This window comes from Vibrio sp. ECSMB14106 (assembly GCF_000972265.1).
Taxonomy (GTDB): domain Bacteria; phylum Pseudomonadota; class Gammaproteobacteria; order Enterobacterales; family Vibrionaceae; genus Vibrio; species Vibrio kanaloae.
This window is the reverse complement of record NZ_LAUM01000018.1, coordinates 72,449-96,065: the sequence shown is the minus strand read 5'-3', so window position 1 is coordinate 96,065 and position 23,617 is coordinate 72,449. Positions and strand designations below refer to the sequence as shown.

Here is a 23,617-nt window from a genome sequence, read left to right as displayed (position 1 = left end):
GTAATAGCGACACATCAGACGCACTCGCAGTGACCATCGATACCGACGCCAATGCCGGTATTTTCATCGACACCATCACCGAAGACGGAATCATCAATGATGACGAGGCCCAAGCCAATATTACTATTAGTGGTTATGTCACTGGTGACGCTCTGCCTGGTGATACGGTCAGCATCTGGTTGAACGAGGAGAGTGGCGATTCATTGGTCGAGGTAGAAGTCTTAGAAGTGAAGGATGACCAAGGCCGTTACACATTCTCAGCTATCGTTGCTGGTTCCGAGTTAGCAAATAACAACGCAACATCACCTCAGGTATTTGCAAAAGTTACTGGTACTGATGCTGCAGGCAACACGTTCGAGGCCAGTGAAAACGAATCGTACCAAGTTGACCGTAGTATTGTGTTTGATTTCACTCCTACAGACGGAACCTTTAATGATGGTGATAACATTATTAATTTCACCGAACAAACCAGTGTTAACGTCAGTGGGTTTGTCAACGAATCTGCGACAATAAACTCTATTACATTCACTGACTCTAATGGAGATACCGTGGTTATCGATGGCTCTTCCGTAGTACAAGAGGTGATTGATAATAGTGGTGGTACCTCGTATACCGACTTCGTTATTACGGGCGTTGATGTGAGCGACTTAGAAGACGGAGATTTGTCCGTTGTGGTAAATGCAACAGATGAAGCGGGTAATACTTTTGATTCTTTGGCGAAAACTATAGAGAAAGACACCACAGCCCCAGATGCACCGGTCATTACCAATATCACCGACGATTCATCTGATGACGATTATTCAGTTGTTATCTTACATGGTACAGGTGAGCCAGGTCTCGAGATTAAGATATTTGATGAAGATGGAAACCTAATTAATCAAAACAGTACCGTTACTGTGGATGGCGAGGGTAATTGGTCGTTTGATATTTCAGACTTAACCAATACTCAAGTCAACGACAATGAATTCTTCACGGCTACCCAAGTCGACGTAGCAGGTAACGAGAGCGATGCAAGCGAGACGGTGCATTATTACCACGGTGACTTTGATCCTGCGCTTAATGAAGGCAGTGACGACTTTGTCCTGCTTGGTGAGGGTGATGATGTTCTCAAAGTTGACGTTGATGATGCTAATGATCTAATGGTTGCCGATGGCGGCGCGGGTAATGACAAAGCTGTCTTTGATTTTAATATTGACCAGGCGAGTATCGTACTCAATGCTGATGGCTCTGTGACTATTTCTGAGAATACCGATAGCGGAGATGTGAATACCTTTATCGAGTTTGAGGAGTTCGAATTTAAAGGCGGCGATAAGGCGACCTTTGATGAGCTGTTCTCGCCAACGATTGAGATCGAACGCGATGAAGATGAAGTAATCAATAGCGATCGCAGTACCATTAATTATACGATTGGTTTGCCGGCCGGTGCTGTTGCTGGGGCGACGTTGATAATCATGGCGGAAGGACAAGCAATTGCACAAAGCCCAATCACGCTAACCGATGACCACATCAGTACTGGAACTTTAAACTTCGGCATCAATGCTACCTTAGTTGACTCAGAGCTTAACGTGTCAGCGAGTTTGAACTACGGTAACAGTCAAGAGTTCAGCGATAACGATGCCTTGGCGATGAATGATGCTCCTGACGCAGACGACTTCACAGTTGAACTTGGGAGTCAGTCAAGCGCTAGCTTTAGTTTCGATGAGCATGTTATTGACCAAGAAGATGAAGATGCGTTGACTGTGTCAATTGATCAAAATCCAGAGTTAGGCACTCTGTACATTATTGACGGTGATGTTCGAACTGAAGTAACAACTGGGATGCAAATTAGTGAAAGTGACGTCGTAGAATATCAACTTCGTGACGATATCAATGAGTTTATGAGTTTTGATGCGTCTGTTGATTTTAACGTTGATGACAATACCGTATCGGAGTTTGAAGCTAGTAATGGTATTGTTATTTCTGGCGGCCGATTTGAAGGTGTTCGCCCAGATGGCAGTGGTAACGAAACGAGTAGCAAGCTATACAATGGTCAAGAAGGCAGCGTTAAGGCTGGTGCCGAAGGACTGGGAGTTGGCGACCAAGAAATCGATGTGAGTCAGAAAGATTTTATTGCCGTAGACTTTAGTCACGTCGGTGGGGGCAACACAGATATTACGATTACACAAGTTAATGTGAAGATCGGTAGTATCTGGGGTAACTATGAAGACGGTGATAGCGCAGACGCTCAGATCCACATATTACTGTTTAAAGATGGTCAAGTTGTTACAGATGCAAACGGAGACCCTGTTGAGTTTGTTTTCGATGATAGTGTTGACCCGTCTGTCTATGATGGCTCAGGCGAGTTTGTTGCCAATATCCATTATGAGGGCGGTTTTGATGAAATCCGCGTGTTTACGACGAAAGGTGGTACAGAAGATACCAGTCATAACTCAAACATCACCTTACAAGGCGTCGATATAATTGATGCAGCTGTATCGGAAGAGGTCGCTTACACCGCTACGGATAGCGATAAAGGCGAAGGTAGCGGTGTGATCACCGTGAACAGTTCAACAACGGATAGCTCAATAACTACGCCAACGATAGATCTTGTTGCATCAAGTGATACGGGTGATAGTGATACAGACAACATCACTAAAGATACAACGCCAACCTTTGCTCTGGGTAATGTTGACAGCGACGTTGTAGCCGAAGGTATTGAGGTACTTAAAGATGGCGTCGTCGTTCAAGGAGATTTAGATCAGGTTGATGGGGTCTGGTACTTTACTCCAGAAAATGAAGTCAACGCTGGTAATCAGCAGTGGAGTGTCCAGGTCACTGATGATTCTGGCAATACAGCTACCTCTAGCGATCTCGAGGTGATTGTGGATACAGGTGCTTCGGCCAGTATTACCATTGATGCTATCACTAGCGATGACATTCTTGATGCTCAAGAAGCGGCTCAAAGTGTGGTCATTACGGGCCGTGTTGGTGGTGATGCGGAAAAAGGTGATACGGTGACGTTGACGCTGCAGGCAGAAGACCAAGCGGTGACTACATATACAGGCACCGTTGCGTCGGATGGTACGTATCGCATTAGTGTACCGGGCAGTGTGCTGGCGTCGGATGCGGATAGTTCCCTTGTAGCGAGCGTCACTGGCAGTGATGAGGCCGGTAACCCATTCACAGTGACGACAACGGTTAGCGGAGACAATAGAGATGGTGGTTATCATGTGGATACGGCGCCAGTTGCCAATCCAGGTGAAGTCACCACTGATGAAGATCACTCTACGGTCATTAGCTGGGCTTCTTTAGGCGTTGTTGACAGTGATTCAGATGAATCCTCATTGTCAGTTACCATCACCGCTTTACCTGAAGGTGGACTGTTAAAATATTATGATGAGATTGATGGCTGGCAAGCGGTAGCAGCAGATCAAGAGTTGGATAAGTCAGTATTTGACAACAACCAGGTACGATTTGTACCAGACAATAACCTGTCTGGTAGCAGCCAAATTGGTTTTGAGGCGTCTGACGGTGTCAACATGAGTGAATCAGCCGCGTTGACTATCAATGTGACACCTGTCGCTGATGCACCAAACCTAAGCCTAAAAACGCAAGATCCTGACTTGCCGTCGCAGGAGTTTAATGTCTCGACTTGGGACAATGTGGTCATCGATGATTCGACGTATGGTAGCGGCAGTGGGGTGCCAGGTAGTGATTTGGTTGCGCAGCTATCTCAACTGGATACAGCGGATGCGGCGCAGTCTACGACGGCGAATGCTGAGGATAGTGCAAGCAATGCTACTGATCCGGATCAAGCGGTAATAGTAACTGGACTCGTTTACTTGGAAGCCAACGTTTCTTACGATTTTGTTGGGTGCGGGGATGATAGCATTGCGATTACTTTGGGTGGACAGCTGGTCGATGAGGGCCGTTGGGGCGACTCGAGCGGTGATATTCAGGGTGCGGCGTTTACGCCAACCGAGTCAGGCTACTATCCAATCGCGATTTACCACCATAACCAAAGTGGACAGGGCAACTTTAACGTTGATGTATCTATTAATGGCGCTGATCCTGTTGACTTGGCGAATAGCCAGCTTTCGATCGTGACTGACGTCGATTCAGCGCAAGGTACAGACGTTCGTCTTTCTGCGTTGCAGACTGATGATAAGGGTTTCGATTATTATGAGACATATTCTGTTAATGAAGGGCGTCAAGACACTGCCATTCCATTGTCGGAAATTGACGCATCATTGACTGATGATTCAGAAACCTTGTCTGTTCTACTTTCTGGTATTCCTGTGGGTGCTACTATCAGTGATGGTAGTAATACTATCACCATAAACGGTGAGACAGATGAAAATGGTCAGCCTATTCAGCCAATTACCGTGACTGATTGGGCTCTCGATAATTTGACGGTCACGCCGCCTCCTGGGAGCCACGAAGACTTCACTTTGACAGTAACGGCTGTGAGCTCAGAGAATGCTAATGATAGCCAAGCTCAATCCACACTCGATATCGAGGTAGTGGTGCATGAAAGTGAGCCTACACTAACAGAAAGCGACACCAACTCTGCCAATGAAGATCAGATGATTACTGGTAATGTATTAGCGAACGACAGCGATGCTGACGATGTGCTGCAAGTGGTAGGCGTTAAGATCGATGGCACTGACTATCAGGTGGATCAGTCGATAACCCTTGATGAAGGTACGTTTACTATCGATGCTAATGGTAATTATAGCTTTGAACCGAAAGACGATTGGTCAGGCAGTGTTCCAACAGTCGAGTACACCACTAATACAGGGGCCACTGAGTCGCTTAACCTAGAAGTTATGCCAGTAACAGATGCGCCGAATCTCACTGTGAGTCTTGGTGATTCGACTTACAGTAATACGACAATCAACTCTAGCCTTTATCAAAAGCTAATTTTTGCTGATTCATCGACAAGCCTATCTGATCCAGAGCACGCAGAGTTAGGTCATAGCGATATCGGTAAACAAACCAGTGATATTAAAGTTGGAACAGACCAAGTCGATCAATTAACTGGTGATACCGGGAGTTGGGTTAAAGATGGCAATGACTGGGTGATGCAGACTAATGGAGATGACGTCTTTGTTGGTGGTCAGGGCAATGACAATATTGTAGGTGGTGATGGCTCGTCACTTGATTTAGGTCTGGATACAGTGGTTTACACTGGTAATCTTTCCGACTATACGTTTGATTTTTATAATAATCATGGGAATACTGACAAACCATATTGGCATGTTGTAGATAAACGCGGTATTGATACTCAAGACGACAATACTCCAGTATCAGAAGGCGAGCACCTTTATGAAATAGAGCGCCTAATCTTTGCTGATGCCATCGTAGAGCTCAATACAGATGGTACGCCCACTGTACTTCAAGAGGTTGTAACAGAGCTGAATATCTCAGCTTCCGTATCGGACCGTGATGGTAGTGAGTATCTTGATGAAGTACGTATTAGTGGCTTGCCGGGTGATGCCCAAATCTTCGATAAGGGCACGGGTCAAGTTGTTGGTATTAAAGATGGTGATGACTGGGTGATCGATGTAACAGGACAGTCAACTCAGGCTGTGAATTACGACACCCTAGCTGTTAAGTACCAATCAACAGATACCCTAGACATTGACGTCACTGCCGTGGCCAAAGAAATCGGCTTGGATAGTGACCAAGCTGGCAATACGACCACGGTTAATAGTGGTGCTAGTGCGGATGCTATAGCCGATCAAGGCGGTGATGTGCCAATAACACTTATCTCTCTAGTCATTGACTCTTCTGGATCTATGGATGATGTCCCAAGCGGGCTCTCCGACATGAGAATTGAATACGTGTTGGAGGCATCCATTTCTTTATTAGATAATGTTAAAAGCCAACATGGTAGTGGTGATGTCTTAGTACAGCTTGTTGATTTTGATACGAGCGCATCTTTAGTCGAGAGTGGTAGAGGAGCGAATACCAGTGTTTGGATGACGGTATCCGAGGCGATTTCCATATTGCAAAAAGCGTCAGATACTGTAGATAAGTGGAACTATGATGGTGAGTTCGATCCAGATGGCTGGACTAACTATGATTCTGGCTTGGATGCAGTGATGGAGGGCTATAATGAAAGCCAAGTGACTAATATCAAAGGTGAAACCAATGATGTTATTTACTTCTTGAGTGATGGTGAAAGTAATAGGGGTAATATTGGTTCAGACTGGGCTCAGTTTATGGCGGATAAACAGGTAACTGCAGTTGGAGTGGGCGATCCTAATCGGGTACCGGCTGACGGTCTTATTAAGGTAGCGGGTAGTGCAGAAAATGTTGTTTATATTCCTGACTCAAAAATCACTACAGATCTACCTAAATTGCGGCCAACTATTGGTGTTTCTGGCTCGTTGCTGATGGCGATAGCGGGGGCTGAGGCGGCTGCCATCGTGATTGATGAGTCGAATGCACAAGTGGCTCAGTTTATTAACCAAGATGGCGATGTATCTGTTGCACCTTCTGGATTAAGCTTCACCAAAGATACTGTCGGCAATGAGCTGGTTGTTGATACCGATTATGGTGTATTCCGTATTGGTTCAGATGGTTCTTACTATTTCCAACCAAGTGACACTGCTCCGACAATTGACGAAGGTAAGGCTGTTGGTTTCGAGATCGTGCTTTTGGTCGAAGATAGCAATGGTCAAACGACTGAACAGTTGGTTACACTGAATGTCAGCCACAATGGTCAGGTCAACCGTGTTGAGTCCTCGTCTTTCACTGCTTCCACTGGCGATGACCAAGTAAGAGGAACCGATGGTGATGACGTCATCCTCGGTCATGCAGGTAATGATGTCCTCGATGGTGGCTTAGGTGATGACTTCCTTATGGGCGGCACTGGTGATGACATCCTAATTGGTGGTTTGGGTAATGATATTCTGACCGGCGGTGCGGATGCGGACTTGTTCAAGTGGGTCGATATGGATAGCTCAACCGATACCGTTACCGACTTTGATTATGATGAAGGTGACCGTATTGATTTAGCTGACTTATTTGCTGACCTCAAGGATGATCAGCAAGAGCTTGCCGACTTGCTTACTTCATTGCAAGATAGTGACCCGCACTCTGGTGAAGGTGGTGGTTACACTGTCACTATTAGTGAGCATAATGACGTAGCAGAACTGACGATTACGAAAGGTGATCAGACTATGCAGATTGACTTTAATGGAGCGGATACCACGGACATTACCAGCAGTTTGCTGGATAGTTTGAAAACACTAACTAATGATTGACCAGTCAGAGTTTCAGGCGCTTAATCAACACCTGAACTCGCTTGATTACCCTTGGGCTGTGTTTATCCCACGCTAATATAGCTAGAAGTTCAGTGGTTTAGGCTGGATAGGCCGAAAAGAATAAGGCCACCATTTTCAATGGTGGTCTTTTTTATGATAAATGTTTGGCTCGAAAGCTTGAGAGCGAGTCAAGGAACTCGATTACAAGACCTTACAAGCAAAACCTTTTAGGTAGAAACCTTCTGGGTAGGCTGTGTCTGTTAGGTGGTCGGCTGCTTGTTCGAAGCGCTCGACGAACTTAACAGTTCGGCCTGCGTCTAGTGCTGCATCGGCGATGATCTTTTGGAATAAGTCAGCACCCATTAAACCTGAACAAGAGTAGGTGAGTAGAGTGCCACCTGGTTTCAGGATTTGCATCGCAAGCATGTTAACGTCTTTATAGCCGTTAGCACCTGATGTTAGGTTATTTTTGCTTGAAACAAACTTTGGTGGATCCATGATAACGACGTCAAACTTGGTGCCTTGGTCACGGTATTCGCGAAGTAGTTTGAATACGTCAGCGTTTAGGAATACAGCACGCTTTTTCGAGATGTCGAACTCATTTAGTTCAGCGTTGAACTTAGCTGTATCAAGAGCCAGCTGCGAGACGTCAGCATTGATTACACGCTTAGCATCACCTTTAAGGGCATACAGACCAAAACCACCTGTGTACGAGAAACAGTTAAGGACATCTTTGCCTTTAACGTATTTCATAGATTCTTTGCGGCTATCACGTTGGTCCATATAGAAGCCCGTTTTATGGCCTTCGATAATGTTTACGCTGATTTTGACGCCGTTTTCTTCAATTATCAATGATTTAGGTGGCTCTTCACCGTGAAGTACGCCAACAACTTGTTCTAAGCCTTCTTTTTTACGGACTGCTACGTCAGAGCGTTCGTAAATGTTGCAGTCAGGGAAGCATTCAACTAAAGCTTCAACAAGAATACTCTTATTAAACTCAGCACCGGCGCTAAGTAGTTGGCAAACTAAGAAGTCTTGATACTTATCGATAGTGATACCGGGTAAAGCATCAGACTCTGCTGCTGTTAAGCGATAGCCCGTTAGACCATCACGTTCAATGATATCTTCACGTAAAGACTGTGCGTCTTGAATTCGTTTTACGAAGAACGCCTTGTTGATTTCTTCTTTTTCAAATGTCCAAACACGAGCTCGAATTTGAGAGTCCGGTGAGTAAGCTGCTTTTGCAAGCCACTGACCATTTTGAGCATATACGTCTACAGTTTCACCTTGTTGTGGCTCGCCTTCGACCTTATCGATACCGCGTGAAAATACCCAAGGGTGTTTGCGGCGTAGTGATTTATCTCGGCCTTTAGCTAGATGAATTGAAGGAGTCATAATTTACTCTGTTTGTTGAATTTGAAGGAGGGGTATTGTCGGGGAAGTCCAGTTGAAAAGCAAATAAGAAAGGGCTGCAGAAGCAGCCCTAGCAACACTTTTTAATGAATAAAACTTATATCAATGCTACGCCTTAAGACCTGTCAGTAAGCCTTCCATTGTATCGCTCTGCTTGCGCAGTTGATCAACATTGGAGTTACTCTTACTGATCATATCGCAGATGCTGTCTGATTGATGACGAATCTCTTCGACACTTTGAGCTATGTTATCAGCAACAGCACCTTGCTCTTCCGCGGCAGTAGCTATTTGTGTGCTACTGTCTGAAATTGATTGATTCTTTTCCGCTAAAGAGTCGATCTCAACATTCACTTCTGACATTAATGTTTGACCTTCATTAGCGTTGTTAACCGTTACTTCCATCAATTTTGTGAGTGATTGGCTGTTACGTTGTAATGATTCAATCATGCTTTGGATTTCAACCGTCGCTTGCTGTGTTCTTCCTGCAAGAGCACGAACTTCATCGGCAACAACTGCAAAACCACGTCCTTGTTCACCAGCACGAGCAGCTTCAATAGCGGCATTCAACGCGAGTAGGTTAGTTTGTTCTGAAATACCATTGATGGTTGTTACTACTTCATCGATCTGTGCTGCGTTAGCGTCAAGTTCTTCTACCGCTTGTGAGGCGGATTGAATCTCTCGAGATAGACTAGAGATAGATTGCAAAGTATTAGAAACCTTCACTTGACCGTTCTGGGCAACGCCACGAGCATCCATCGTTTGAGAGCTTGAGTCGTGCGCAAGAGTCGCGACTTCACGAATCGTCGCCGCCATTTGTTCGGTTGCACTTGCTAGGCTATTCAGGTGCTCTTGTTGATTGCCTGAAATGTCTGAGCTTTGCTGTGTTGACTGATTTAAATCCGAGCTGATCTGCTGCATGAGTGCCACAGATTCTTGGATTGACTGAACCATGTTTTGTTCACGCTCAGCTACCTTGTCGATAGTAATGGCAATTTCACTGAATTCATCACGGACCAAGAAGTAGTTCATACGGTAAGTTAAGTCTCCGTTCGCAAGTGTGTTCAGCGCTTTGTTTATCGAGAACATGGCACCGCCAATGAAGGTCATGATGTAGTAAACACCCAATGCGATCAGCGTTAGCGTCACCGCGATGATAGAGACTTGAGTGGTAGATAGCGCAGACCAAAGATTTTGATCGTGGTTTGCCACTAAATTAAACGCACCGTTCATGACTGAAACAGAACCTGCTCCGTAGCCTAAAGAGATGGTCTCTGAATTACTAACAAGTTGGGCAACTTGATCTTTCGTGAGTTGACCCGCCTCAATAAGCCCTTTCATCAAGAGCATTTCTTCTTGATAAAGGTGAGCCAGTAATGAATCCGCTGCACTATCTAAAACGAGCGTTAATATAACCAGAGCGAGAAGAGGTAATAAGAAGAGTAGATAGAACTTTTCTTGGATTTTTAGGTGAATGAGATATTTATCAATCCAACGAAATGGGATTTCTTTCATAATCGTTATACTCGAAGTAAGTCCACCGATTAGCGGTGAATGAATAGAAGCTTAACTATATCATTCATATAATTTATGAGGCAACGTTATGGAAAGTTCCCAATTTATTTTTGTCGTGTCAGGCGTAGTTCAGTATGTTGGTTTTCGTTATCACACCAGCAGACAAGCGCAAGCTTTGAATATTTCAGGTTACGCTAAGAACCTAAATGATGGCCGAGTTGAAGTATTAGCGGTCGGAGAGGTTGAACAAATTGAGAAGCTATACGAATGGCTAAAAATCGGCCCTAAGAGTGCAGTAGTTGATGGTGTAGTAAAGCATCAAATTGGAGAGGAAGGACGACAAAACGTGCGTGTTGGTGAGTTTAAAATACTGTAGTTCAGTCACTACAGTATTTATCTTCAGGAATGATCTAAAGCAGGTTAGTCTTTACAAGCACTTAGCTGGTTTAGGTAGGCCTGCGAGTTTGGTCGCTTGCTTAGCCGGGCCTTTCTTGAATAACTTGAATAGATACTTGCTGTTGCCTTTTTCTGGGCCGTGCGCCTTTTCCATCGCTTTTACTAGCATGCGAACTGCTGGAGAGGTGTTGAACTCTTCGTAAAAGCTCCTTACAAAATGTACGACTTCTAAGTGCGCATCTGTAAGTTCAATAGCTTCATCTTGAGCAAGAATTTCAATCATACCTTCTTCCCATTGTGTGTAGTCCAATAGGTAGCCTTGAGCATCGGTTTCGATTTGCTTGCCGTTATATTCAAACATGTTTAATCCAGAATCCAGTTAACTATCCAGATAGGGTACATGACCAAGTTTACTTTTCTCAATAGATTTATAGCGATCTCAAGAAATATTGCAGCTATCAAAAGAATTCTGGTGCTGACAGATACAAAAAAGCCCAAGAGCTAAGCTCTTGGGCTAGATATTCTTCAGTTATGGGAGTGATTAGTCGTCGCTACCCATGATGCCTAGAATGCTTAGTAGGCTGATGAAGATGTTGTAGATTGATACGTACAAGCTGATCGTTGCTGAGATGTAGTTAGTTTCACCGCCACGAATGATGTTTTGCGTTGTAAGCAAGATAACACCCGTCGAGAATAGGATGAACATACCGCTCATTGCCAATGATAGTAGAGGCATTTGTAGGAAGATGTTTGCAACCATACCTACAAGCAGTACAACAAAACCAGCTAGTAGCATGCCGTTAAGGAATGACAGGTCACGCTTAGTAGTAAGAGCGTAAGCTGAAGCACCCATAAATGCTAATGCGGTACCGCCAAGTGCAGTTAGGATGACATCACCCATGCCTGCGCCAACGTACATATTAAGGATTGGACCGATGGTGTAGCCTAAGAAACCTGTAAATAGGAATGTGAAGACTAGACCCATGCTGTTGTCGCGGTTCTTCTCAGTTAAGAAAAGTAGGCCGTAGAAGCCAACTAGCATGATGATAAGACCAGGGCGAGGAAGGTTCATCGCCATAGATACGCCTGCTACAACAGCAGACCAAAGTAGTGTCATAGACAGTAGAGCGTAGGTGTTACGCAACACTTTATTGGTTTGCAGAGCACTTTCTTGAGATGCTGTGCGTGAAAACATAGGGCTGTTCATAATCTTCCTCGTAAGGTGACTTCAATAGTTATTAGTACATTTATGGGGGTGAAAGTTCGAAAAATCAAGTCTTTCATTCCTCTTGTATACGTAAAATAATAATCAAAATAGTCGGTTAAGTGTTTCTGAAGGTGTAACAAAGTATTTCTTTACGCTGTAATTAAGTATAGCTAAGATACGATGGTCAACCTTTGGTCGATCTATTCAGTTACTTAAAACTTTAAAAACTATCTATAACTTTGAAAAATAAAGAGGCGACCTAAGCCGCCTCTATCGTTTATGCATCATAACACATTAATGGTGTAAGATTTGGCTTAAGAAGTTCTGCGTTCTGTCCGACTGTGGGTTTTCAAAGAAGTCGACAGGGTTGTTCTCTTCGATGATTTCGCCGGCGTCCATGAAGATCACGCGATCCGCGACCTCTTTAGCAAAGCCCATTTCGTGCGTCACACACAACATGGTCATACCTTCTTCGGCAAGCTCTACCATTACATCTAACACTTCGCGAACCATTTCTGGATCGAGCGCCGATGTTGGCTCATCGAACAGCATTACTTGAGGGTTCATACATAAAGAGCGGGCGATAGCTACACGCTGTTGCTGACCACCTGAAAGCTGGCCTGGGAATTTATCCGCTTGCTCTGGGATTTTTACACGTTTTAGGTACTTCATTGCTATCGCTTCGGCTTCGTCTTTAGGCATCTTCTTGACCCAAATAGGAGCTAAAGTACAGTTTTCTAGAACTGTCAAGTGTGGGAAGAGGTTGAAGTGCTGGAAACACATGCCGACATCTCTGCGTACGGCTTCGATGTTTTTCAAATCTTCAGTCAATTCATTCCCTGAAACAAAGATATCGCCTTTTTGGTGTTCTTCCAATCGGTTAATGCAACGGATCATCGTTGATTTACCAGATCCTGAAGGACCACAGATAACGATTTTCTCACCTTTTTTAACTTCTAGATTGATGTTCTTAAGTACGTGGAATTCACCGTACCATTTATTCATGTCTTTCAACTCGATCATAAGACCTTGAGAGTTGTTTTCTGTCTGCTGCGTCATAATACGTCCTTGATCTTGTTAATTATCGTTTGTGACCGGTGTGAAGTCTGTTTTCTAACCATATCGAATATCTCGACATGCCAAAACAAAACACCCAGAACACTAACGCGACAAATACATAACTTTCTGTTGAATACCCAAGCCATTCAGGGTCGGTATTCGCGGCTTGGCCAATTCCTAGTACGTCAAACATACCGATAATTAAGACAAGACTCGTATCTTTAAATAGCCCAATGAAGGTATTAACGATTGAAGGGATTGTAATTTTTAATGCTTGAGGAAGGATAATTAATCCCGTCTTCTTCCAATAGCTAAGGCCAAGTGCGTCTGCGGCTTCATATTGCCCTTTTGGTATGGCTTGTAAACCGCCTCTAACTACTTCTGCCATATACGCTGAACTGAATAAAACGACACCGATTAAAGCTCGAATCAATTTGTCTGTTTCAGTTCCTTCAGAAAGGAAAAGCGGAAGCATTACTGAGGCCATGAATAGAACCGTAATTAGCGGTACGCCACGCCAAATTTCGATATAAACAGTACACATACTGCGGATTATTGGCATCTCGGAACGTCGTCCTAGTGCTAAAGCCACGCCAATTGGCAATGAAACAACGATGCCGACGAGAGCAATGATTAGCGTAACTAGCAATCCTCCCCATTTATGTGTGTCTACGACTTCTAGGCCGAAAACACCACCATATAACAAACCTGCGATAAGGAATGGGTAAATGTTTACAAAGAAAAGCCAAATCCAAGTACGCTTAGGTGTTTTTTCGTAAGCGAGTAAAGCAACAAATATGGCTAACGTGATATAGAAAAGTTGAGGCCGCCAAAGTTCTGCTTCAGGGTAGAAGCCAAACATGAACTGATCCCAGCGAACACTAATGAAAACCCAACAAGCCCCTTCACTTGTGCAAGCATCACGTGTTGTTCCTATCCAATCGGCACTAATGAATGCCCAGTCAGCAATTGCCCACAACAGAGTAAAAGCGAAGTAAGCAAGGACAACAGTGACTACGCTGTTAATGGGGCCATTAAATAGATTTTTTCTTAACCAACCGACAGGTCCAACGGTATTCGCTGGAGGCGGAAGATCTGGTTGAAATTGATGTGTACTCATCTTATCTCTCCACCAACGCTACTTTGCGGTTGTATATATTCATTACAGCTGACGTTAACAGACTTAAGGTCAAGTAGACGCCCATAGTCATTGCGATTACTTCAATCGCTTGCCCGGTTTGGTTCAAAGTTGTACCTGCGAAAACAGAAACAAGGTCTGGATAACCAATTGCCATGGCTAGTGACGAGTTTTTGGTCAGATTTAGATATTGACTGGTTAATGGTGGGATAATAATTCTTAACGCTTGAGGAATGATGACAAGCTTAAGAGTGCGAGAGCGAGGAATACCAAGGGACATAGCTGCTTCAGTTTGACCGTGACTTACAGCATTGATACCTGATCGTACAATCTCTGCTATAAAAGAAGCTGTATAAATACTTAAGGCAAGCATTAATGCAGCAAGTTCTGGAATTATGCTAATGCCACCTTTAAAGTTAAAACCTTTAAGTTCCGGATATTCGGCCGAAATAGGCATGCCCATAATAAAATATGTCACCAGTGGTAAACCAATAATTAGAGCCATTGCAACGCGTCCCATCGGTGTTTGTTGACCGGTGAGTTTTTGTCTGTTGTTAGCCCAGATATTGATAAAAAATGTGGCAATAATACCAGCAATAAACGCGGTGATAACAATACTACTACCTTGTTCAAAGATAGGCGCAGGAAAATACAAACCACGAACGTTAAGGAAAATCGCTTCACCCAAACTCATACTTTGACGAGTCGACGGAAGAGCTTGAAGCACTGCGAAATACCAAAAAAAGATCTGTAAAAGAAGGGGAATATTTCGAAATATTTCTATGTAAACAGCGGCAAAGCGACTTACTAACCAATTCGAAGAAAGTCGCGCAATGCCCATACTAAAACCAATGACAGTGGCTAATATGATGCCAAGAATAGATACAAGTGCCGTGTTAAGTAAACCCACGAAGAAAGTTCTGCCATAAGAGAACGTTTCATCGTATTCGATAAGTGTTAGGCCAATACCAAAACCAGCTTCTTGGGATAAAAAGTCAAAACCAGTGGCAATGCCACGGGCGTCTAAGTTCGTGAGCGTGTTATTTACAATGGTATAAATTAACGCTGTAAGAGCTCCAACAGCAAGGACTTGGAACACAACAGAGCGGAACGTCGGGTTGTAAAGAAGGTTGGCACTCTTTGCTTTCGGCTTCGCTTGAGATGGCGAAGGAGTTTCGTTAGGTTTCATACTGCTATAACCTCAAATCCATTTAATAAAGAGGGCGGAAACCTCCGCCCTAATTGATGTTTATAATCTTATTAACGGATTGGTGGAGCGTACATAAAGCCGCCCGCATTCCATAGTGCATTTACACCGCGAGAAATCTGAAGTGGAGAGCCCGTACCTACAGTGCGCTCAAAGCTCTCACCGTAGTTACCAACTTGCTTAATTACTTGGTAACCCCAGTCATCACGAATGCCAAGACCTTTGCCTTTAGGACCATCTACACCAAGAATACGCTTGATGTTTGGATCTTTTGACTTAAGCATTTCATCTGCATTTTTAGAAGAAATACCGTACTCTTCAGCATTAATCATCGTAGAAAGAGTCCACTTAGCTACGTTAAACCACTTGTCGTCATCTTGGCGAACAACAGGACCTAGTGGTTCTTTTGAGATGATTTCAGGAAGTACTTGCGCAGACTTTGGATCTGCTAAATTCAAACGAAGTGCGTAAAGGCCAGATTGGTCAGTGGTAAGCGCATCACAGCGACCAGCATCGAAACCTTTAGAAGTTTGAGCGGCGGTATCAAATACTACAGGCTTGTAAGACATACCACTATTTCGGAAGTAATCAGCTAGGTTAAGTTCGGTTGTTGTACCTGACTGAACACACACCGAAGCGCCATCAAGTTCTCGAGCACTCTTAAGACCCAACTCTTTTTTCACCATAAAGCCTTGACCGTCGTAGTAGTTAACACCGACAAAATTTAGACCTAAAGCGGTATCACGATGCAGCGTCCATGTCGTGTTACGAGATAGTACGTCTATTTCACCAGACTGAAGGGCAGTGAAACGCTCTTTTGCAGTTAGGGGGACATACTTAACTTTAGTTTTATCTCCGAGTACAGCCGCTGCAAGAGCTTGACAATACTCAACATCGATTCCTTCCCATTGACCTTTTGAGTTAGGGTTAGAGAAACCTGGAAGACCCGTACTTACGCCACAAGTTAAAAAACCTTGAGATGTGACTTTGTCCAGTGTGCTTTCTGCTGCTGATGCTGATGTTGCCATAAGCGCAGTTGATGCAGCGACTACTGAAGCAAGAAGTGTTAGTTTATTTGTCATTTGTATCCTTCCTTGTTAACCAGGTGACACCTGATACTCGTGCTCGTTTGAGTTTTTCTAGCTGTATTGCTTTTTCTTCTGTGACCTTGTTGTTCAAATCAAGAAAATTGCATTATGCAAATAGAGCTATGTGTGATTTAAACAACTATTCATAAGGTTAGGAAAGGATTCGTAGTTTCACAAATGTATAATTTAAAAAGAATTTTGAAAGAAACCACAAATCCCAACACAATTAGGATGACTAAATGTTAATTAAATGTAAATAGTGCAACGGTTCACACTGTTGGTGCAACGAGATTTAGATTTTAATATTGATAATCATGTAGATAAATATTCTTAATTGAACTATTAACGATGAAATATAAACCTTTAAAAAGATTGAAATTTGGTCAATAAATATTTTTATTACACTTTGATAGTTATTAATATGCTCCAAATTTGGTAGCATGGCTGAATAGTTATTGCAGTACTCTCAAGGAAGAACATGCGTTATTTTCCAATGTTTCTGGATGTAGAAAATAAGCCAATTTTAGTGGTTGGTGGGGGTGAGGTTGCTTGCCGAAAAGTAGATAGCTTATTAAGAGCAGGGGCTAATGTGACTTTGGTGTCTCCCAAGGTTGCACCTTACTTAAAGCAGCTAGTTGACGAGAGTAAGCTTCACTGGGTTCAAAATTTTTACTCGTCACACATTCTTTCGAAAGACTACCTGCAGGTATGGGCCACTACAGATAATCCGAGCCTGAATCATCAAGTATATAATGATGCGAAAAAACTCGGTGTTTTAGTCAATGTGGTTGATGATTTGCCTTACTGTGATTTTATCACTCCATCAATGGTTAATCGTGGGAGAGTTCAGATTGCGATCTCAAGTGGTGGTGCGTCACCTGTTTTGGTGAGAAATATTAGAGAAAAACTCGAAACGGTGCTTCCTCAGAACATCGGTTTAATCGCAGACTTTGGTGCATCAAAACGTAATTCGATAAAAGAATTTCTTCCTACCGTTGATGATCGTCGTAAATTTTGGGAGCGATTCTTGTCATCCAGCCTTATCGAGCAGGTGGCTGACAGAGATCAGTTAGAGTCATACTACCAACAAGCGTTAGCTGAGGGCATTGATAGCGAAGGTCAAGTAACCTGGGTTGAATTCGGGCAAGATGTAGAGCTACTACCGATGAAGGCCTTACGTTTGATGCAAGAGGCAGAGTTAGTGCTTTCCTCGAGCGATTGTCCATTCGAGTTTATTGACTTGTGCCGTCGAGACGCAGAAAGAGAAGGTTATGCTAACAGCGGAGAGTTATCTACCAAACTTGAGAAAGCAAGAGTCGATAGATTGCGAGTGTGTGTTTTTATTCCACCAGCAAGCGTTGAATTTAACCTGTTAGTCGGTAAAGACCTAAAACTTTCTTCTGCTAAAATACTCAGTTGAGGTGAGAGCTTTCTAGTTACTTAAAATCAGCTGGGAGGCTCCAATTAAAATAATCACACAAGTAAAAAGCCACTTCCCATAAGGAAGTGGCTTTTTGATATTTTAAACACCATACTTTGCTGTTTAATCAAGAACAAACAAAGGGTGAATAGCAAACAAAATCCGCTGGATATAACCAGTGTGATTAGTCACGGAAGTTGTCAAACTGGAAAGGTTGACCAAGTTCTCCGTTACGAACTAAAGCCATGACTGCTTGCAAGTCATCACGTTTCTTACCTGTGACACGAACCTTATCACCTTGAATGGAAGCTTGAACTTTTACTTTGTTGTCTTTGATTAGCTTAACGATTTTCTTAGCAACGTCAGTTTCGATGCCCTGTTTAAAGATAACCGTTTGGTGCCAAGTTCGACCTGTTTGATCAGCGGCTTTTGCTTCCATCGCGTTAGGATCAACATTACGCTTTGTCAGGTTGCTACGAAGAATATCGCGCATCTGCTTTAGCTGAAAATCGTCTTGAGCGCTCAGTTTTACTGATTCATCTTTGTAATCAAAGCTAGCCTCTACACCACGGAAATCGAAACGAGTCGATAGTTCTCGGTTAGCATTGTCTACAGCGTTGCGTAGTTCTACTGATTCTACTTCAGAGATAATGTCAAATGATGGCATTGTGTTGTGTCCTTAAGCTAAATTTCTATCTTTAATTGCCGTTGCAAGCATGTCTAGCATTGTTGCGGTATCTTCCCAGCTTAGGCATGGGTCAGTGATAGACTTGCCGTATTCTAGGTTATGGATATCTGTCATTGGCTGGTTGCCTTCAACAATGAAGCTTTCCGCCATGATGCCTGCAATTTGATTCTTGTTAGATTTTATCTGTTCACAAATATCTTGCGCAACCTCTAACTGTTTACGGTGCTGCTTTTGACAGTTTGCGTGGCTAAAGTCTACAACTAAGCGCTGAGGCAGATCGAACTCGGCAAGTTGCTTACATGCACTATCTACAGATTCAGCATCGAAGTTAGGGCCTTTATCACCACCACGTAGAATAATATGACCATATGGGTTACCAGCAGTACGATAAACTGTCATGCGGCCATTCTTGTCTGGTGAGTAGAAGTAGTGGGAAGCGTGTGCAGCACGAATCGCATCAATAGCAATCTTGATATTGCCGTTCGTTGCGTTTTTAAAACCCACAGGGCAAGAAAGTGCAGAAGCCATTTCACGGTGAATCTGAGATTCAGTCGTACGAGCGCCGATTGCGCCCCAAGTTATAAGGTCTGCAATATATTGACCAGTGATCATATCAAGGAATTCAGTCGCAGTAGCAAGGCCAAGCTTATTGATATCAAGTAGAAGTTTGCGAGCTTTGTTTAAGCCTGTTTCAAGTGCGTATGAGCCATCAAGATTGGGATCGGTAATCAAACCTTTCCAACCGACAACAGTACGCGGCTTCTCGAAGTAGGTTCTCATTACAACGAACAATTCATCTTTGTATTGCTCTTGAATCTGACTTAGGCGCTCAGCGTAGTCAAGTGCGGCTTCTGTGTCGTGAACAGAGCAAGGGCCGACGATAACTAATAGGCGGTTATCACGACCCGTTAGGATATCTTCGATTTGGCGGCGAGAATTTTTAATACGCTCAGCAACGTCGTCAGTAATAGGGTGTGCATTGCCTAATTCGGCAGGAGTTGGCATAGGACCCAGAGCTTGGGTTCTCAACTCATCAGTTTTTAATGGCATGTGATAGTTTTTTATTCTATTGCGAAGTGGTTAAGATAACGGAATTGAACAGAGGAATAAACTCTCTAAGTCAAAGTTATCTCTGTTATTGCTAATATTCTTATTTTTATCCGTGGGCCAATGCTAAATAAGGGATTTTCACTTGTATTAACAGGCAGCTATCGGTACTTTCGTTTGAACACAATATAAAAAATGCTGGAGCAGCAATGACTCAAAAAAATCAAAGCACTTTGCACCCAGAACTTGTTTTAGGCGATGTGCTGCCTTCTTATAACGATAATCATAATTCCAATCATTTATACGTTTCACTATCTGAACTGGTCATGGAGCGTGTTTTTTATCATCCAAGCATAGGGTCTCACTTTGAAACACTTTCTGACATCGAGAAAACATCGCTAAATGCCATTCTTGGTGATAAGAGTGTCGATGAACATTTTGTTTCAACACTCGTTATAGCGATTCAAGCAGCAGTTCAACCCCATCACAAGACGGTACGTATTGCTTTGAGCGACGCAGATAGTTACAGTTTTCGCTCTTTGTTGGGCGGGAATTGCGAAACAGAAGAAATTAACCCAGCGCTTGGTATTCGTGGTGTAGGTCGCTACGCCACACAAGAATACAGTAAGGCATTCGCACTTGAGTGTCAGGTAATCAAAACGTTGCGAGAGCAGGGCATTAACGTTGAAATCGTTGCTCCTTACGTTCGAGCATTAAGTGATGCTGCTAAGATTATCGATTTACTTGCCGAACAAGGGCTACCTCGTGGGCTGAATGGCTTGAAAGTGTTGTTCTCGTGCGATGTGCCATCAGCTGTAATTTTGAGTGAACGATTATTGCATTACTTTGATGGCACGGTAGTGAATATCGATAGTTTAGCGTCTTTCACTTTAGGTGTAGATAAGCAAAATGAAGCACAACAACATGCCTTTGATCCCCAGAACGAAGCGGTTATTACCTTATTGGACATGATCGTAAAAGCAACGCTTCATGTTAAGAAACCAGTATTGCTAGTGACTCAAGGGTTGGTAGATTATCCTCGATTACAAGGTTACATTGCCGATCTTGAAGGTGTTGATACGGTTGTTACCGCATAAACGAATAAGCCTAGCGATATAAGTTGGCTTGAAGCGTTAATGCTTCGAGAATAAAAGAGATATTATCGCTAGATGATATCTCTTTTTTGTAACATTTTTTTGACATTGCTATCTTGAGTCTATTAACTGGTCAGATGACTAATGGTGCTAGGTGACTTGGATGCTAACTAATCTACAAAAAGCTAATCTCTACTTAACTATGTTTGGTATGTTTAAAGTGCCGTTAATTTGGTTATGTAGGCCGAAGTTACTCGCTCTTGATGATCAGCATGTCGAGCTTAAGATTCCTCTCAAAAGAAGAACTAAGAACCACTTAAATAGTATGTATTTTGGTGTACTAGCAGTGGGAGCTGATGTCGCAGGAGGCTTTCTTGCTATGAGTAAATCCCAGCAGCAGGGGGAGAAGATTTCTCTGGCGTTTAAAGAGGTAACAGGCAACTTTTTGAAACGCCCTGAAGGTGATGTACATTTCACGTGTAACGACGGTGAGCTCATCAATACGATGCTAGCCGAAACGATCTCGACTGGAGCGCGTGTTAACCAACCCGTGACTATTATCGCTACCTGTCCATCTTTGCATGGTGATGAACCGATGGCCGAGTTTCAGTTAACACTTTCTATTAAGAAAGTGCATGCTGGAAAATAGCTTGAAAGTAGAAGGTTATCTTGGAGCAGAGAGTCGGTTGAAATAGGAGATAACATTAGAATAGGAAGAGCGGTATGTGATTTTAGCACCCACATACCGTACAACGCTAAGACTCTTGAGTGATTTGCTCTATATCAACAATTTTTGAACGGTTCATTACGATTTTCCAACGGTAATATGTTGGATCACTATCGTGGTTGTTCTCTTTGATGATCAGGTTAAGAAGGTGGCGCTTTTCAACGGATTCTCGGCTGACTTGCCCCTCATTCAAGCGATAAATCTTATTTGAACTCTTGTCCATCAAACGTGTCAGTGCTCTTAGGCTGATAGAAAGCGTTTCACGAGTCTCCTCGTAACCACTCATAAATGTCGATGTCGACATTTCTGTGTGCGAACGATAATGTAATACCTGCTCTTCACGCTGCACAACCCGTCTCTTACGGAGCAATTGAATGCGATCAGCTAACTTAGAAAAGTTTGCGTAATCTAACCATTCAAGCTTATGGCCGACTAATTTGTTGGTAGTTGGGTCAAAGTAGCGACGTTTCCATCTCGGCTTGCCTTTACGAAGCCAACGCCAAAGGATATCCCTTAAGTCATCTTTGAATATCTCGCGTAAAGCATAGATGAATGACATAGACACAATAAAAGAAGCGGTAATCTCCCCCAGGAAATCACGAGCCAATATGACGGTTGTGGTAACCACTACCATGACTAAACCTGTAGCTATCCCTTTAACGGCACGCTTTACGTTTTTACCCAGTGATGTGGTCTTCTCTTTGAGAACAATAGGGTGCTCAATCAAGCGGCGCAGTAAGCGCATTTTGTTACTCAGACGAGTAACGTCTTCTCGTACCTTGGCTGAGTTATAACGATTGAGTTGACGGTGAGCCGTTTCCTTATCACAGAGTATTAAGAGACGCTCTTTGATCGTGGAATACTCACTACCGCGTGGCATGTGTGAAACCAGTGATAAGAATTTTTGCTCGGTGTACCAAGAGAGGTAGTTATCAATGTTTTCGTAGTAACGTTTGAGGTTTTCTTCATAAGGAATACTTCGACGAAGCTTCTTCAAAATATCCAACGCTAACTCAATGACTTCGTCGACTTCATCAGCCGTTACATTGTCACTATCAGTTTTATTCAAACTACTGACTGCTTTATCTAAAGCGATGACATATTGATACGCAAACAAACTCAAACTTACACGATATTGTGTGGTGGACAAGCGTCTGCGTTTTGCCAAACGGCTGTGTACCAGTGGCAAGAGTGTTTTATCACTGTAGTAAGCTCGTTGCTGAGTAATTGAACTGTAAAAGAAGGCACTTTCAGACAGTACTTCTGGCGTCAGTCCGAGTTCACCGGGGATGAATAGATAAACGTCCATGTCGAGCTTCTTTGTCTTAGCCATTGCATGGTTAATTTTAAGTGTTATCGCATCTTGTTTATCGACGGTGATCAACGATGTCTCCTAGAATATAAAAATATGAATGAAACTAGCGAAAGCATATCAGAGATCACGTATAATCTCCGCCAAATTTAAAGTAGAGACAATCTTGATGATTAATATTGGTCAAATAAACAATTTAGAAGTAGTAAAACAAGCAGAGTTCGGTGTATTCCTTGATGCTAGTGACTATGGAACTGTGTTGCTTCCGAAACGGTTTACTCCTGAAGGTGTGGAAATTGGTCAAAAACTAGATGTTTTCTTATACATTGACTCTGACAACCAGATAGCGGCAACCACAGAAAAGCCTATTGCTCAAGTGGGTCAGTTTGGCTTGATGACTGTCGAAGGTGTAAACAGCACTGGTGCATTCATGAGTTGGGGCGTGAAAGGTAAAGACCTACTGGTTCCTTTCAGTGAGCAACGTGGCCGCTTAAACGAAGGTCAATCAATCTTAGTATATGTGTATATCGATAAAGCATCTAGCCGTATTGTAGGTACAACGAAGTTCAATAAGTGGTTAGACAATACACCTGCTACTTATAAGCAAAACGAGCAAGTGGATCTGATTATCGCTGAACGCACCCAATTGGGTTACAAAGCGATCGTGAATGGTGAACACTGGGGCATGATTTTCCCATCGGAGATTATCGGTAAGTTGTTCATTGGTAAAACGTTGAAAGGTTACATCAAAAACGTTCGTGAAGAAGATGGGAAAATCGATCTGTCACTTCAGAAGGTTGGTGTGGAGAAAATGGATGATCTAAGTATTAAGGTTCTTGATCTGCTTGAGAAGAAAGGCGGTTACTTGCCTTTGAATGATAAGTCTTCTCCTGAGGTTATTTTCTCTGCATTTAGAACCAGTAAAGGTACTTTTAAGAAGACAATTGGTGGTTTGTACAAATCTGGTAAAATCACTATCGACAAAGAAGGTATCAGCTTAGTGAAATAAGCGACCCTTTCAGTCAAAAAAAGCCCAAACAATTAACGTTGTTTGGG

At 43.1% G+C, this 23,617-nt stretch carries 17 protein-coding genes; 6 read left to right on the top strand and 11 right to left on the bottom strand.

All coding sequences use genetic code 11. The features are described 5' to 3' along the window. Positions 1-29: 29 nt before the first annotated feature. Complete coding sequence (locus WR49_RS13345; protein ID WP_046224348.1) at positions 30-7,253, top strand: Ig-like domain-containing protein; 7,224 nt, start codon at positions 30-32, stop codon at positions 7,251-7,253. Positions 7,254-7,454: 201 nt separating this feature from the next. Here the strand turns inward: WR49_RS13345 and WR49_RS13340 are convergent, their stop codons facing one another. Beyond that, entirely contained in the window at positions 7,455-8,648 is a 1,194-nt protein-coding gene (locus WR49_RS13340; RefSeq protein ID WP_046224347.1) for a class I SAM-dependent methyltransferase, read from the bottom strand. Positions 8,649-8,774: 126 nt separating this feature from the next. After that, the gene (locus tag WR49_RS13335; RefSeq protein WP_046224346.1) at positions 8,775-10,178 is read right to left on the bottom strand and encodes a methyl-accepting chemotaxis protein; all 1,404 of its coding nucleotides are present in this window, start codon (positions 10,176-10,178) and stop codon (positions 8,775-8,777) included. Between the two features lie 88 nt (positions 10,179-10,266). Between WR49_RS13335 and yccX the strand changes: the two genes are divergently transcribed. Further along, a complete protein-coding gene (gene yccX, locus WR49_RS13330) occupies positions 10,267-10,554 on the top strand; it encodes an acylphosphatase (protein WP_046224345.1) in 288 nt (95 codons plus the stop codon). A gap of 51 nt (positions 10,555-10,605) precedes the next feature. Here the strand turns inward: yccX and WR49_RS13325 are convergent, their stop codons facing one another. The 6 genes from WR49_RS13325 to WR49_RS13300 form a co-directional block, all read right to left on the bottom strand. Then, complete coding sequence (locus WR49_RS13325; RefSeq protein ID WP_017057205.1) at positions 10,606-10,935, bottom strand: TusE/DsrC/DsvC family sulfur relay protein; 330 nt, start codon at positions 10,933-10,935, stop codon at positions 10,606-10,608. Between the two features lie 180 nt (positions 10,936-11,115). Beyond that, on the bottom strand, positions 11,116-11,781 hold the full coding sequence (locus tag WR49_RS13320; RefSeq protein WP_017057206.1) for a Bax inhibitor-1/YccA family protein: 666 nt from the start codon (positions 11,779-11,781) through the stop codon (positions 11,116-11,118). 294 nt (positions 11,782-12,075) lie between these two features. Continuing rightward, positions 12,076-12,840 (bottom strand): amino acid ABC transporter ATP-binding protein, encoded by a 765-nt coding sequence (locus WR49_RS13315; protein ID WP_046224344.1) that lies wholly within the window; start codon positions 12,838-12,840, stop codon positions 12,076-12,078. Positions 12,841-12,862: 22 nt separating this feature from the next. Continuing rightward, positions 12,863-13,960: an amino acid ABC transporter permease gene (locus tag WR49_RS13310; RefSeq protein WP_046224343.1), complete on the bottom strand. Its 1,098-nt coding sequence runs from the start codon at positions 13,958-13,960 to the stop codon at positions 12,863-12,865. Position 13,961: 1 nt separating this feature from the next. Beyond that, complete coding sequence (locus tag WR49_RS13305) at positions 13,962-15,167, bottom strand: amino acid ABC transporter permease (protein ID WP_046224342.1); 1,206 nt, start codon at positions 15,165-15,167, stop codon at positions 13,962-13,964. Positions 15,168-15,238: 71 nt separating this feature from the next. Then, positions 15,239-16,267, bottom strand: coding sequence for an amino acid ABC transporter substrate-binding protein (locus WR49_RS13300; RefSeq protein ID WP_046224341.1), 1,029 nt, complete (start codon positions 16,265-16,267; stop codon positions 15,239-15,241). Between the two features lie 484 nt (positions 16,268-16,751). On the opposite strand from WR49_RS13300, the gene WR49_RS13295 reads away from it, so the two are divergent. Further along, positions 16,752-17,693: a precorrin-2 dehydrogenase/sirohydrochlorin ferrochelatase family protein gene (locus WR49_RS13295; RefSeq protein WP_046224340.1), complete on the top strand. Its 942-nt coding sequence runs from the start codon at positions 16,752-16,754 to the stop codon at positions 17,691-17,693. 184 nt (positions 17,694-17,877) lie between these two features. On the opposite strand, the gene WR49_RS13290 is transcribed toward WR49_RS13295, so the two are convergent. Further along, positions 17,878-18,360 (bottom strand): YajQ family cyclic di-GMP-binding protein, encoded by a 483-nt coding sequence (locus tag WR49_RS13290; RefSeq protein WP_017057212.1) that lies wholly within the window; start codon positions 18,358-18,360, stop codon positions 17,878-17,880. Between the two features lie 12 nt (positions 18,361-18,372). Beyond that, on the bottom strand, positions 18,373-19,431 hold the full coding sequence (locus WR49_RS13285) for a 3-deoxy-7-phosphoheptulonate synthase (RefSeq protein ID WP_046224339.1): 1,059 nt from the start codon (positions 19,429-19,431) through the stop codon (positions 18,373-18,375). Positions 19,432-19,637: 206 nt separating this feature from the next. Between WR49_RS13285 and WR49_RS13280 the strand changes: the two genes are divergently transcribed. Both WR49_RS13280 and WR49_RS13275 read left to right on the top strand, forming a co-directional pair. Next, a complete protein-coding gene (locus WR49_RS13280; RefSeq protein ID WP_046224338.1) occupies positions 19,638-20,525 on the top strand; it encodes a putative PEP-binding protein in 888 nt (295 codons plus the stop codon). Between the two features lie 160 nt (positions 20,526-20,685). Further along, complete coding sequence (locus tag WR49_RS13275; protein ID WP_046224337.1) at positions 20,686-21,171, top strand: PaaI family thioesterase; 486 nt, start codon at positions 20,686-20,688, stop codon at positions 21,169-21,171. Between the two features lie 106 nt (positions 21,172-21,277). Here the strand turns inward: WR49_RS13275 and WR49_RS13270 are convergent, their stop codons facing one another. After that, entirely contained in the window at positions 21,278-22,633 is a 1,356-nt protein-coding gene (locus WR49_RS13270; protein WP_046224336.1) for a hypothetical protein, read from the bottom strand. A gap of 28 nt (positions 22,634-22,661) precedes the next feature. Here WR49_RS13270 and WR49_RS13265 point away from each other — a divergent pair, with 28 nt between their 5' ends. Continuing rightward, a complete protein-coding gene (locus WR49_RS13265; protein ID WP_082082780.1) occupies positions 22,662-23,570 on the top strand; it encodes a CvfB family protein in 909 nt (302 codons plus the stop codon). Positions 23,571-23,617: the final 47 nt, after the last annotated feature.